A 13,233-nucleotide genomic window follows, 5' to 3' on the forward strand; every position below is an offset into this window, starting at 1 on the left:
ACCGCGCCACTGACAACGGGCGCGCCGCGTTCGCCTCATCCCGTCGTGTAGTGCATCACCGAGAACGTCGCGCCCTGCGGGTCCGCGAGGACCGCCGACCGGCCCGTCGGGATCGTCGTCGGCGCCATCAGGACGCGCCCGCCCAGTTCCTCGCAGCGCGCGGCGGTGGCGTCCGGGGCGTCCACGGCGACGTAGAGGTTCCAGTGGGAGGGCAGCTCCAGCGGGAACGCGTCGGCCGGTCCTGTCGACATGTCGACCATTCCGCCGAAGGCGTCGTCGGCCACCGTCCACTCCGTGTACGTGGCCCCGTCACCGCCGAAGGGGCGCTGCCGCGTGCCCCAGCCGAGCACCGCCTGGTAGAAGTCCACCGCGCCGGCCCCGTCCCGCGTGAGCAGCTCGAACCAGCAGAAGCTGCTCGGCACGTTCACCACCTCGAACCCCGCGTGCGCGAGCGGGTCCCACAGCCCGAACGGGGCCCCGGCCGCGTCCTGGCAGACCGCGACCCTGCCCTGCCCCGCCACGGGGGCCGGACCGGCGACGACCCGGCCGCCATTGCCGTCCACGCGCGCGGTGACCGCGTCGATCCCGCTGGACTGGAAGTACGGCAGCCATGCGGCGGGCTCCCGGGGTTCCGCCGCCGGGCCGACCCCGGCGACGAGGTGCCCGTCCTCGGCGTCGAGCGCGAACATGCCGTAGCCGTCGGCCGCCGGGCCGTCGGCGGGCCGTGCACGCCAGCCGAACAGGGCCTCGTAGAAGCCGCGGGCCCCGTCCGGGTCCGGTGTGGACAGGTCGGCCCAGCAGGGTGCGGAGGGGGTCTTGGAGATCTGCACGCGAATGCCTCCCACGGCCGGGCCCGCCCCTAGCCCCCCTGACGACTCGTCCATTCACGCACGCGTGCCCCGCCCCGGCAATCGGGACGGGGCACGCGTGACCCAGTACTTACTGCGTTTACCGCGCTTGCTGCGGCTCTTACAGGCCGTAGCGCTCGCGCGCCTCCTTCACGGCCGTCGCCTTGACCTCGCCGCGGCGGGCGAGCTGGGCGAGGGCCGCGACGACGATCGACTCGGCGTCGACGCCGAAGTGGCGGCGGGCGTCCTCACGGGTGTCGGAGAGGCCGAAGCCGTCCGCGCCGAGCGAGGTGTAGTCCTGCTCGACCCACTGCGCGATCTGGTCGGGGACCTGGCGCATGTAGTCGGAGACGGCCAGGACCGGGCCCTGCGCGTTGGCGAGCGCCTGACGGACGTAGGGGATCCGCTCCTCGCCCTTCAGCAGCGCCTCGTCGGCCTCCAGGGCGTCACGGCGCAGCTCGGTCCAGGAGGTGGCCGACCACACGTCGGCGGCGACGCCCCACTCCTCGGCGAGCAGCTGCTGCGCCTTGAGCGTCCAGTGGATGGCGGTGCCGGAACCGATGAGGTTGATGCGCGGGGCGTTCGCCGCCGCCACGTCGACGCCCGCGGTCTCCGCCGTGTTGAAGCGGTAGAGGCCCTTGACGATGGCCTCGTCGAGACCCTCCACGGCCGGCTTGGCCGGCTGCGGCATGGGCTCGTTGTAGACCGTCAGGTAGTAGAAGACGTCCTGGTCCTCGCCCGGCTTGGCCTCGCCGTACATACGGCGCAGGCCCTCCTTCATGATGACCGCGATCTCGTAGGCGAAGGCCGGGTCGTAGGACAGGGCCGCCGGGTTGGTCGCCGCGATCATCGGCGAGTGGCCGTCCGCGTGCTGCAGGCCCTCGCCGGTCAGCGTCGTCCGACCGGCGGTGGCGCCGACGACGAAGCCGCGGCCCATCTGGTCGGCGAGCTGCCAGAACTGGTCGCCGGTGCGCTGCCAGCCGAACATCGAGTAGAAGATGTACAGCGGGATCATCTGCTCGCCGTGCGTCGAGTACGACGTGGCGGCGGCGATGAAGTCGGCGAGCGAACCGGCCTCGTTGATCCCCTCGTTGAGGATCTGGCCCGACTCGGACTCCTTGTAGTACATGAGCTGGTCACGGTCGACCGGGTCGTACGTCTGCCCCTTGGGCGAGTACAGGCCGAGCGACGGGAACAGCGACTCCATGCCGAAGGTGCGCGCCTCGTCGGGGATGATCGGCACCCAGCGCTTGCCGGACGTCTTGTCCCGTACGAGGTCCTTCAGGAGCCGTACGAGCGCCATCGTCGAGGCGACCGACTGGGAGCCCGATCCCTTGTCGAACGAGGCGAACGCCTTGTCGGCCGGGGCGGGCAGCGGCGCGAGCGGCTGCGTACGGCGGGCCGGGGCCGGACCGCCGAGGGCGGCGCGGCGCTCGGCCAGGTAGCGCAGCTCGGGGGAGTCCTCGGCGGGACGCGCGTACGGAACGACACCGTCCTCGAAGCGGCTGTCCGGGATCGGCAGGTCAAGGAGGTCACGCATGTCCTTGAACTCGTCGATCGTCAGCTTCTTCATCTGGTGGTTGGCGTTCTTCGACTCGAAGCCCTTGCCGAGCGTGAAGCCCTTCACGGTCTGCGTGAGGATGACCGTCGGGGCGCCCTTGTGCTCGACGGCCGCCTTGTACGCCGCGTAGACCTTGCGGGGCTCGTGACCGCCGCGCGAGACGTGGAAGCACTCGGAGATCTTGTCGTCGGACAGCACCTTCGCGAGCTCGACGAGCGCCGGGCTCGTGCCGAAGAAGTTCTCGCGGATGTAGGCGACGTCGCGCGTCTGGTACGTCTGGAACTGGGCGTCCGGGACCTCACGGAGCCGCTCCAGGAGCGCGCCGGTGGTGTCGAGCTGGAACAGCTCGTCCCACGCGTTGCCCCACATCGACTTGATGACGTTCCAGCCGGAGCCGCGGAACTGGGCCTCCAGCTCCTGCACGACGCGGAAGTTCGGGCGGACCGGGCCGTCCAGGCGCTGCAGGTTGCAGTTGATGACGAAGGTCAGGTTGTCCAGACCCTCGCGGGCGGCGAGGGTGAGCGCCGAGGTCGACTCGGGCTCGTCCATCTCGCCGTCGCCGAGGAAGGCCCAGACGTGGGAGTTGGACGTGTCCTTGATGTTCCGCGCGGTCAGGTAGCGGTTGAAGCGCGCCTGGTAGATCGCGGAGAGCGGGCCGAGGCCCATGGACACGGTCGGGAACTCCCACAGCCAGGGAAGGCGGCGCGGGTGCGGGTACGACGGCAGACCGTTGCCCCCGGCCTCGCGGCGGAAGTTGTCGAGGTGCGCCTCGGAGAGGCGGCCGTCGAGGAAGGCGCGGGCGTAGATGCCGGGGGAGGCGTGGCCCTGGATGTAGAGCTGGTCGCCGGAGCCGTCCCCCTCCTTGCCGCGGAAGAAGTGGTTGAAGCCGGTCTCGTACAGCCAGGCGGCCGAGGCGAACGTGGCGATGTGGCCGCCGACGCCGTGTTTCGAGCCACGGGTCACCATCGCGGCCGCGTTCCAGCGGTTGTACGCGGTGATCTTGGCTTCCATCTCCATGTCACCGGGGAAGTCCGGCTCGGCGGAGGTGGGGATCGAGTTGATGTACTCGGTCGACAGGAGCTTGGGCAGCGGCAGGCCGCCGGCCTCGCCGCGCTCCAGCGTGCGTCGCATCAGCTGCGCGGCACGGTGCGGCCCGGCCGCCTTGGTGACGGCGTCCAGGGAGGCCTGCCATTCGGCGGTCTCCTCGGGGTCGCGGTCCGGGAGCTGGTCGAGCTCGCTCGGCTGGATGCGCATGGGGTCGGTCATAGTCGCCGCACGCCTTCCTGAGTCGAAGGGGGTGGGGTGGGGGTGCCCTTGGTCTTTGGCAGGACAGGGCGGGGTCCCGGTGGAGACCCGCCAAGGACAATAACTCCGTGATCGATGATCGATCAAAGGGTTGAGGAGTAAAACCTCTTCAGATCGAGAAAGTAGGCACAAGGTGCCATGAGCAGGGGCACTCCGTGCCCCGCCAGAGGCGCGGGGAACGGCGCGACCAGCCACAACGAGCGATCATCCGGCGACGCACCGCGCATGGCAGACGCTGTCCGGGGTCGTCACGGACGCGGCGCGCATCCGAGAACATGCGCCTTCACGAGCGCCGCGATCTCCGGATCCCGCCGCCGGAACGCCGCGACCAGCTCCTCGTGCTCCTCCGCGTAGGACTGCTGAACCGTGCCCAGCCACCGGATGGACAGCGCCGTGAAGACCTCGATCCCGAGCCCCTCCCAGGTGTGCAGCAACACCGAATTGCCCGCGGCGCGCACCAGCTCCCGGTGGAATCCGACCGTGTGCCGCACCTGCGCGGTCCCGTCGGCCTCCTGGTCGGCCCGATACAAGGCGGCGACGTGCGGCTCCAGCGCCGAGCAGTCCTCCGCGAGGCGGCCGCAGGCAAGCTCCGCCGCGATGGCCTCCAGACCGGCCCGCACCGGATAGCTCTCCTCCAGGTCGGCCGCCGAGAGGTTGCGGACCCGCACGCCCTTGTTCGGCGCCGACTCGATCAGCCGCAGCGACTCCAGCTCCCGCAGGGCCTCCCGTACGGGCGTCTGGCTGACCTCCAGCTCCGTGGCGATCCGGCGCTCCACGATCCGCTCACCCGGCTTCCAGCGGCCGCTGACGATCCCCTCCACGATGTGCTCGCGGATCTGCTCGCGCAGCGAGTGGACGACCGGCGTGGTCATGAGGGCTCCTCCGGAGGGCCAAGGGAGTTGACGACCTAGACAATACGGCGGCGCCCCCGCCCGGAGGTGCTCCGGGCGGGGGCGCCGCAGGTGAGGCTGGTAACAGCCGCCACCGAAGTACTGGACGGGGTGCCGCACGAAGCACCCCGTAGCACTACAGACCCAGCTCGACCTCGAACTCGCCGGCCTCGAGGATCTGCTTGACCGTCGTCAGGTAGCGGGCGGCGTCCGCGCCGTCCACCAGACGGTGGTCGTAGGAGAGCGTCACGTACGTCATGTCACGGATGGCGATGGTCTCGCCGAGGTCCGGGTGGTTGATGACGACGGGGCGCTTCACCGTGGCACCGATGCCCAGGATGGCGACCTGGTTCGGCGGGACGATGACCGTGTCGAAGAGCGCGCCGCGCGACCCCGTGTTGGAGATCGTGAAGGTGGCGCCCGACAGGTCGTCCGGGGCGATCTTGTTCGTGCGGACCTTGTTGGCCAGCTCCGCGGTCTTCTTGGAGATGCCCGCGATGTTGAGGTCACCCGCGCCCTTGATGACCGGGGTCATCAGGCCCTTCTCGGAGTCGACGGCGATGCCGACGTTCTCCGAGTCGAAGTAGGTGATCGTGCCCTCGTCGTAGTTCAGGCGGGCGTTGATGACCGGGTGGGCCTTCAGCGCCTGGACGGCGGCCTTGACGAAGAACGGCATCGGGGACAGCTTGACGCCCTCGCGGGCGGCGAACGCGTCCTTGGCCTTCGCACGCAGCTTCATCAGCTTCGTGATGTCGACCTCGATGACCGAGGACAGCTGCGCCTGGTCGTGCAGCGCCTTGTGCATGTTGTCCGCGATGGCCTTGCGGATACGCGGCAGCTTGACCGTCTGGCCACGCAGCGGCGACGCCTCCAGGGCCGGGGACTTCGGCGCCGAGGAGGCGGCCGGGGCGGCGGCCGGAGCCTGCGCCTTGGCGGCCTCGGCGGCGGCGGTGACGTCCTGCTTGCGGATGCGGCCGCCGACGCCGGAGCCCTTGACCGTGGACAGGTCCACGTTGTTCTCGGCGGCGAGCTTGCGCACCAGCGGCGTCACGTAGGCGCCGTCGTCCGCCGGGGCGGACGCGGGAGCCTTCGGCGCGGCCTGCTGCGGAGCCGGCGCGGGGGCCGGGGCCGGGGCGGGCTGCGACGGGGCCGGGTCGGGCGCCGGGGCGGTCTGCTGCTGCGGGGCCGGGGCCGAGGGGGCCTGCGGCGCCGGGGCGGCGGGGGCCTCCTGCGCCGGAGCCTGCTGCGCCGGGGCGGCCTGCTGCGGGGCCGGGGCCTCCTGCGCGGGGGCCGCGGGCTGCGCGGGCGCGGCGGCCGGAGCGGCACCGGGCGCACCGATGACGGCAAGCTTGGCGCCGACCTCGGCGGTCTCGTCCTCGGCGACGGTGATCTCCAGGAGCACACCGGCGACGGGGGAGGGGATCTCGGTGTCGACCTTGTCCGTGGAGACCTCGAGCAGGGGCTCGTCCTCCGCGACCTCCTCGCCGACCTCCTTCAGCCAGCGGGTGACGGTGCCCTCGGTGACGGACTCGCCCAGGGCGGGCAGCGTCACGTCGGTGCCCTCGGCGGAGCCGGAACCGGCGCTCGCCTCGGGGGTCGGGGCCGGGGCGGGGGCCTCGGCCTCGGTGGACGGCTGGGCCTCGGCGGGCTGCGCCGGCTCGGCGGCCGGGGCCTGCTCCTGGGCCGGGGCGCCGGAGCCGTCGTCGATGACGGCCAGCTCGGCGCCGACCTCGACGGTCTCGTCCTCGGCGACCTTGATGGAGGCCAGGACGCCGGCGGCGGGCGAGGGGATCTCGGTGTCGACCTTGTCGGTCGACACCTCGAGCAGCGGCTCGTCGACCTCGACGCGCTCGCCCTCGGCCTTCAGCCAGCGGGTGACAGTGCCCTCGGTGACGCTCTCACCGAGCGCCGGAAGGGATACGGAAACCGCCATGGTTTCTGTTGCTCCTTAACGATGCGCAACCACGGGTGCCGTGTTGCGGAAGTCTGTGTCGGTCGGTCGTCGCGCCCAGTTTTCGCGACGCAGTGGCGTGGTGGCGGACGCCGCGCTCAGTCGTGCGAGTGCAGCGGCTTGCCGGCGAGCGCCAGGTGGGCCTCGCCCATCGCCTCGTTCTGCGTCGGGTGGGCGTGGATCAGCTGGGCGACCTCGGCGGGCAGCGCCTCCCAGTTGTAGATCAGCTGGGCTTCGCCGACCTGCTCGCCCATACGGTCGCCGACCATGTGGACGCCGACCACGGCACCGTCCTTGACCTGTACGAGCTTGATCTCGCCCGCGGTCTTCAGGATCTTGGACTTGCCGTTGCCCGCAAGGTTGTACTTCAGAGCGACGACCTTGTCCGCACCGTAGATCTCCTTGGCCTTGGCCTCGGTGATGCCCACGGAGGCGACCTCGGGGTGGCAGTACGTCACCCGCGGCACGCCGTCGTAGTCGACCGGGACGGTCTTGAGACCGGCGAGACGCTCCGCCACCAGGATGCCCTCGGCGAAGCCGACGTGCGCGAGCTGGAGCGTCGGGACGAGGTCACCGACGGCGGAGATCGTCTCCACGTTGGTGCGCATGTACTCGTCGACGAGGACGTAGCCGCGGTCCATGGCGACGCCCTGCTCCTCGTAGCCGAGGCCCTGCGAGACGGGGCCGCGGCCGATGGCGACGAGCAGCACCTCCGCGTCGAAGGTCTTGCCGTCGGCGAGGGTCACGCGGACGCCGTCCTGCGTGTACTCGGCCTTGTCGAAGAACGTGCCGAGGTTGAACTTGATGCCGCGCTTGCGGAACGCGCGCTCAAGGAGCTTCGAGCTGTTCTCGTCCTCGACCGGCACGAGGTGCTTGAGGCCCTCGACGATCGTGACGTCGGTGCCGAAGGACTTCCACGCCGAGGCGAACTCGACGCCGATGACGCCGCCGCCCAGGACGATCGCGGACTTCGGGACGCGGTCCAGCTTCAGCGCGTGGTCCGAGGAGATGATGCGGTTGCCGTCGATCTCCAGGCCCGGCAGCGACTTCGGCACGGAGCCGGTCGCGAGCAGGACGTGGCGGCCCTGGACGCGCTGGCCGTTCACGTCCACGGAGGTCGGGGAGGAGAGCTTGCCCTCACCCTCGATGTACGTCACCTTGCGGGAGGCGATCAGCCCCTGCAGGCCCTTGTAGAGCCCGGAGATGACGTCGTCCTTGTACTTGTGGACGGCCTCGATGTCGATGCCCTCGAAGGTCGCCTTGACGCCGAACTGTTCGCTCTCGCGCGCCTGGTCGGCGATCTCGCCCGCGTGCAGCAGGGCCTTCGTCGGGATGCAGCCGTTGTGCAGGCAGGTGCCGCCGACCTTGCCCTTCTCGATCAGAGCGACGTCGAGACCCAGCTGCGAGGCACGCAGAGCCGCGGCGTAACCGCCGCTGCCACCGCCGAGGATCACTAGGTCGAAAACGGTGCTGGCGTCGTTCGCCACGTCACGTCCTCCATGCATGTGCGCCGTACGCCGGTCTCCGATGACCGCGCGGCGGCTGGTGTTCGGCCGCTCGTTCTTCGGCCCTGTGGTGGGGGCCCTGTCCTGCCGCCCCCCATCCTCGCACTTGTCGCAGGCATGCGGGACGCCGGGCCGGTCACTGAGACCCCGGTTACACCGGAGGCGGGTGTGACAGGAGCGGGCCGACGCCGCATGTTCGTCGAAAGCGAACAGCCCCGGGCGGTCGCGCCCGGGGCTGTCACCAGTGCCGACGCGGGATCAGCCGAGCTCGCCCGCGGCCGTGCGCTCCGCGAGGCGGACCAGCGTACGGACCGCCGAACCGGTGCCGCCCTTGGGCGTGTAACCGAACGGGCCGCCCTCGTTGAAGGCCGGGCCCGCCACGTCGAGGTGGGCCCACGTGATGCCCTCGCCGACGAACTCCTGGAGGAAGAGACCGGCGACCAGGCCGCCGCCCATCCGCTCGCCCATGTTGGCGATGTCGGCGGTCGGCGAGTCCATGCCCTTGCGCAGGTGCGAGGGGAGCGGCATCGGCCACGCCGGCTCGCCGACCTCCTCGGCGATCTCGTGGATCTCCGTACGGAACGCCTCGTCGTTGGACATGATCCCGTAGGTGCGGTTGCCGAGCGCGAGCACCATGGCGCCGGTCAGGGTCGCCACGTCGATGATCGCGTCCGGCGCGTCCTCGGAGGCCTTGGCGATCGCGTCGGCCAGGACCAGACGGCCCTCGGCGTCCGTGTTGAGCACCTCGACCGTCTTGCCCGAGTACATGCGAAGGACGTCACCGGGGCGGGTGGCGGAGCCGGACGGCATGTTCTCGGCGAGCGCCAGCCAGCCGGTGACGTTGACCTGGAGCTTGAGGCGGGCCGCGGTGACGACGGCGGCGAACACGGCGGCGGCGCCGGCCATGTCGCACTTCATCGTCTCGTTGTGCCCGGCCGGCTTCAGCGAGATGCCGCCCGAGTCGTACGTGATGCCCTTGCCGACGAAGGCGAGGTGCTTGTCCGCCTTGGAGCTCGTGTAGGAGAGCTTCACCAGGCGCGGGCCGGAGGCGGAACCGGCGCCGACCCCGAGGATGCCGCCGTAGCCGCCCTTGACCAGGGCCTTCTCGTCGAGGACCTGCACCTTGATGCCGTGCTCCTTGCCGGCCGCCTGGGCGACGGCGGCGAAGGCCTCCGGGTTGAGGTCGTTCGGCGGGGTGTTGATCAGGTCGCGGGCGCGGTTCAGCTCCTCGCCGAGCGCGAGGGCGCGCTCGATCTCGGCCTTGTACGCCTTGTCGCGCGGCTTGGTGCCGAGCAGGGCCACCTCGGCGAGGGGCGCCTTGCCGTTCTTCGGGTCCTTCGCGGACTCCTTGTAGGCGTCGAAGGAGTACGCGCCGAGCAGCGCGCCCTCGGCGATCGCACCGGCGTCCTCGGCGTCCTCGACGGGCAGCGCGAACGCGGCCTTCTTCGCACCGGCGAGGGTGCGGGCGGCGACACCCGCCGCGCGGCGCAGCGACTCGGCGTCGAACACCTCGTCGTCCTCAGGCTGGGCACCGAGACCGACCGCCAGCACCACCGGCGCCTTGAAGCCGGAGGGCGCGGGGAGCTTGGTCACCTCGCCCTCGCCGCCCGTGGCGCCGAGGGTCTCCAGGACGGAGGCGAGCTTGCCGTCGTACGCCTTGTCCACGGCCTCCGCGCCGGGCGCGACGACCAGGCCCTTGTCGCCCTTGGCGACACCGACGACGATCGCGTCGGCGCGCAGGCCGCTGGCCGCGGCGGTGCTGAGAGTCAGAGCAGTCACTGTGGTGAGGTCCCTCTTTCGTGTTGCGGGGTTGGGGTGGCCCGGTTGCGAGCCTACGCCGCTGCCGTTCGTGCCGCCCCGTCGAGGTGGCCGTCCCGGGGCTCCGCCCCGGACCCCGCCGCCTCTCGTACGAGGGCGGGGCTCAACCGACGGCCAGCGTCACCAGGGCGGCCGTCGCCGCCGTCTCCGCCACCGCGCCGAACACGTCCCCCGTCACCCCGCCGAACCTGCGTACGCACCGGCGCAGGAGCAGTTCGGCCGCGCCGCAGCCCAGGACGACGGCGGGGGTCGCCGGCGGTGAGAGAGGAGCCGCCAGGACGGCGATCACCGCGCCCGTCCACAGGGCGGTGCGCGGCGACACCGTCTCGGCCACCGCCGCGCCCAGGCCCTCGGGGCGGGCGGCGGGGACGCCGGTGCGGGAGGCGAAGGTGAGGGCGAGGCGGGCCGTCACCGCCGAGACGACGGCCGCGAGGGCGCCGCGGACCCAGGAGTCCGCGTACAGCTGGGCCAGGACGGCGACCTGGGCGAGCAGGGTGAGCACCAGGGTCACGACGCCGAACGGGCCGATGTCCGACTGCTTCATGATGGCCAGCGCGTCCGCCGGAGGCTTCCCGCTGCCCAGGCCGTCGGCGACGTCCGCGAGGCCGTCCAGGTGCAGGCCCCGGGTGAGGACCGCGGGGACCGCGACGGAGGCGACCGCCGCGAGGAGCGCGCCCGCGCCGAGGAAGGTCAGCGCCGCGCCGAGGGCTGCCGCCGCGAGCCCGACGAACAGGCCGGCCAGCGGGGCGCACACCATGCCGGTGCGGGCGGCGTCCCGGTCCCAGCGGGTGACCTTGACGGGCAGGACGGTGAGGGTCCCGAAGGCGAAACGTATGCCGTCGGCGAGGGCGGCGCGGGAGCTTGTTGCGGACACCGGGGGAGGTTATCCCGGCACACATCCGCGGACGGCGGGCCGGTCCCGCAGCGCCGTCGCGGCGCACAGGGCGAACGTGGCGGTGATCGCCGCGAGGTGCTCCTTGCCCGCCAGGTTCGGTTCGAGCACGCACTCGGTCACCATCAGGGCGACGACGAGGGCGCCCGTCCAGCGGGCCCGATGGCGCCAGCACACATAGACCGCGAGGCCGACGACCGCCGCCGACGGGCCGTTGTCCACGACCCGCGCGTCGGACGCGGGCAGGCCGAGCGGCCCGTCCGGGCCGAGCGCGACGCCGAGCCGCGCGTAGAGGGTGCCGGCGAGCGTGGCCGCGTAGGCGAGGGCGAGGGTGCTGCGGCGGCCGAGACAGAGTTCGGCGATGCCGAACACGACGAGGAGTTGCGCGAGCGCGCCCCAGACGGGCAGGTCGAGCGCCGGGACGAAGAGGGAGAGCGGCGTGCGGAGCAGGGCGAGCGGGAACGGGTCCTCGGCGCGGACCGAGCCGATGTCCTGCACGAACCGGTAACCCCAGGGCTGGTTCTGCACGTACTGGAACGCCGCCGTCAGGAACATGGCCCCCGCCGTCAGCGGGACCGACCGCCATCGCCGGGCGCGCAGCCGTGCGCGTACGAGGGTGACCAGTGGCCCCCACTCCCCGCGGGCCCAGGCGCGGAAGCCGGTCATCCGTGGTGCTCCAGGCGGGGGCGGCGGCGCAGGACCGGTACGTCGAGGAAGCCCTCGGCGCGGGCCGAGGCGAGGCCGATGCGCGGCAGGTCGGCGCTCTTCTCGAAGAGGAGGAAACGGGGCTCCCAGACGGGCCGGTACTTGGCGTTGGCCCGGTACAGCGACTCGATCTGCCACCACCGCGAGAAGAAGCTGAGCAGCGCACGCCACAGGCGGAGCACCGGGCCCGCGCCGAGTCGCGCGCCGCGTTCGAAGACGGAGCGGAACATGGCGAAGTTCAGCGAGACGTGGGTGATCCCGATCTCGGGGGCGTGGCGCAGGAGTTCGATGACCATGAACTCCATGAGGCCGTTGCCGCAGGCGCGGTCACGGCGCATCAGGTCGAGGGAGAGCCCGGCGGCGCCCCACGGCACGAAAGAGAGCACTGCTCTCAACTCGCCGTGCGCATCGGTGCATTCGAGCATCACGCACTGTCCGTCGGCCGGGTCGCCGAGGCGGCCGAGCGCCATGGAGAAGCCGCGTTCGGTGGCGCCGTCGCGCCAGTCGTCGGCGCGTCTCAGGAGGTACGCCATCTCGGCCGCGGGGAGGTCCTCGTGGCGGCGGACGCGGACCGTGTAGCCGGCGCGCCCGACACGGTTGTGGGCCTGGCGGACGGTCCGCATCGCCCGGCCCTCCAGGGTGAAGCCGGCGGTCTCCACGACAGCCTCGTCGCCGAGTTCGAGGGCGTCCAGGCCGTGCCGCGCGTAGATGGTCCCCGCCTCCTCGCTCGCGCCCATCACGGCGGGCAGCCAGCCGTGCGCGCGCGCCTCGGCCAGCCAGGCCGTGATGGCGCCCGGCCACGCCTCCGGATCGCCGATCGGGTCGCCGGAGGCGAGGGAGACGCCGCCGAGCACCCGGTAGGTCACCGCGGCCTTGCCGCTCGGGGACCAGACGACGCTCTTCTCGCGGCGCAGCGCGAAGTAGCCGAGCGAGTCGCGGGCGCCGCCCTTGGCGAGCAGTGCGCGCAGCCGCGACTCGTCCTCGGGGGAGAGGGGTGCGACGGCGCGGCGGCAGCGGAAGGCGGCGTGGACGACGGCGATCAGCAGGGCGGTGGAGAGGACGTTGACGACGACGTCGACCCAGTGCGGGGTGGTGATGCCCGGGCGGCGGGAGTCGTCGGCGGCGACCGAGACGAGGCGCAGCGCGCCGTAGCGCCAGCGCTCCGGGAACGTCGCGCCGTCACCGCGATCGGTGAGGGTGACCAGGAGCGCGGCGGCCAGCGAGGCGGCGAGGGACCCGAGGACCGCGACGGCCGCGGCGAGGCGCGGGTTGGCGCGGTCGCCCTTCGCGCGGAACTCGCGGCGGCCCAGGAGCAGGGCGGTCACGAACGCGGCGGTGAGTACGAGCGAGATCCAGTTCTGCGCGTACTGCCGGACCTCGGGGAAGCACATCACGCAGCCGAACAGCAGCAGGAACAGTCCGCTCAGGACGAGGTTGAGGATCCATGCCGCGCGTTTGCGCCGCCGCATCGTGACGGCCAGGAACCAGGTGACGACCGCCGAGGAGAACCCCGCCGCGAGGAGGTACGGGGTGAAGTAGTTCTCCGCGTTGTGCCGCCGCAGGTCCTGGCCGAACGAGAACCAGACGGCGCTCAGCAGGTTGAGGGACGTGACCGCCCGCAGGTACCAGTCGGTGAACCGTGCGGCGCGCCGTGAGGTCGGTGTGCTGGTGCCCTGTGGCTCTCCGGTGACGCCCATGCAGGCGAGCATATGGGCGTTTTGGTGGAGTTATGGGTGATTTGGGGTCGGCGTCGCCGAC

Annotated in this window: 9 protein-coding genes; all 9 read right to left on the reverse strand. The window is 71.8% G+C overall.

Going from position 1 to position 13,233, the window contains the following annotated elements:
• Window positions 1-35 precede the first annotated feature (35 nt).
• The gene (locus C1N81_RS32070) at window positions 36-830 is read right to left on the reverse strand and encodes a VOC family protein (RefSeq protein WP_394434796.1); all 795 of its coding nucleotides are present in this window, start codon (window positions 828-830) and stop codon (window positions 36-38) included.
• Between the two features lie 139 nt (window positions 831-969).
• Window positions 970-3,675: a pyruvate dehydrogenase (acetyl-transferring), homodimeric type gene (gene aceE, locus C1N81_RS32075; protein ID WP_394434797.1), complete on the reverse strand. Its 2,706-nt coding sequence runs from the start codon at window positions 3,673-3,675 to the stop codon at window positions 970-972.
• Window positions 3,676-3,962: 287 nt separating this feature from the next.
• Window positions 3,963-4,586 carry a GntR family transcriptional regulator gene (locus tag C1N81_RS32080; protein WP_394434798.1) on the reverse strand — a complete coding sequence of 208 codons (624 nt, stop codon included), beginning with the start codon at window positions 4,584-4,586 and terminating at the stop codon, window positions 3,963-3,965.
• A gap of 154 nt (window positions 4,587-4,740) precedes the next feature.
• The gene (sucB, locus tag C1N81_RS32085; protein WP_394434799.1) at window positions 4,741-6,537 is read right to left on the reverse strand and encodes a 2-oxoglutarate dehydrogenase, E2 component, dihydrolipoamide succinyltransferase; all 1,797 of its coding nucleotides are present in this window, start codon (window positions 6,535-6,537) and stop codon (window positions 4,741-4,743) included.
• Window positions 6,538-6,653: 116 nt separating this feature from the next.
• On the reverse strand, window positions 6,654-8,042 hold the full coding sequence (gene lpdA, locus C1N81_RS32090) for a dihydrolipoyl dehydrogenase (protein ID WP_394434800.1): 1,389 nt from the start codon (window positions 8,040-8,042) through the stop codon (window positions 6,654-6,656).
• A 276-nt stretch (window positions 8,043-8,318) separates the two neighbouring features.
• Entirely contained in the window at window positions 8,319-9,839 is a 1,521-nt protein-coding gene (locus tag C1N81_RS32095) for a leucyl aminopeptidase (RefSeq protein WP_394434801.1), read from the reverse strand.
• Between the two features lie 142 nt (window positions 9,840-9,981).
• Window positions 9,982-10,752: an adenosylcobinamide-GDP ribazoletransferase gene (gene cobS, locus C1N81_RS32100; protein ID WP_394434802.1), complete on the reverse strand. Its 771-nt coding sequence runs from the start codon at window positions 10,750-10,752 to the stop codon at window positions 9,982-9,984.
• Window positions 10,753-10,761: 9 nt separating this feature from the next.
• Complete coding sequence (locus tag C1N81_RS32105; protein ID WP_394434803.1) at window positions 10,762-11,436, reverse strand: hypothetical protein; 675 nt, start codon at window positions 11,434-11,436, stop codon at window positions 10,762-10,764.
• A complete protein-coding gene (locus C1N81_RS32110) occupies window positions 11,433-13,172 on the reverse strand; it encodes a phosphatidylglycerol lysyltransferase domain-containing protein (protein ID WP_394434804.1) in 1,740 nt (579 codons plus the stop codon). Before C1N81_RS32110 ends, C1N81_RS32105 begins: the two co-directional genes overlap by 4 nt.
• Window positions 13,173-13,233 lie beyond the last annotated feature (61 nt).

Source organism: Streptomyces sp. SGAir0957, from assembly GCF_043523415.1.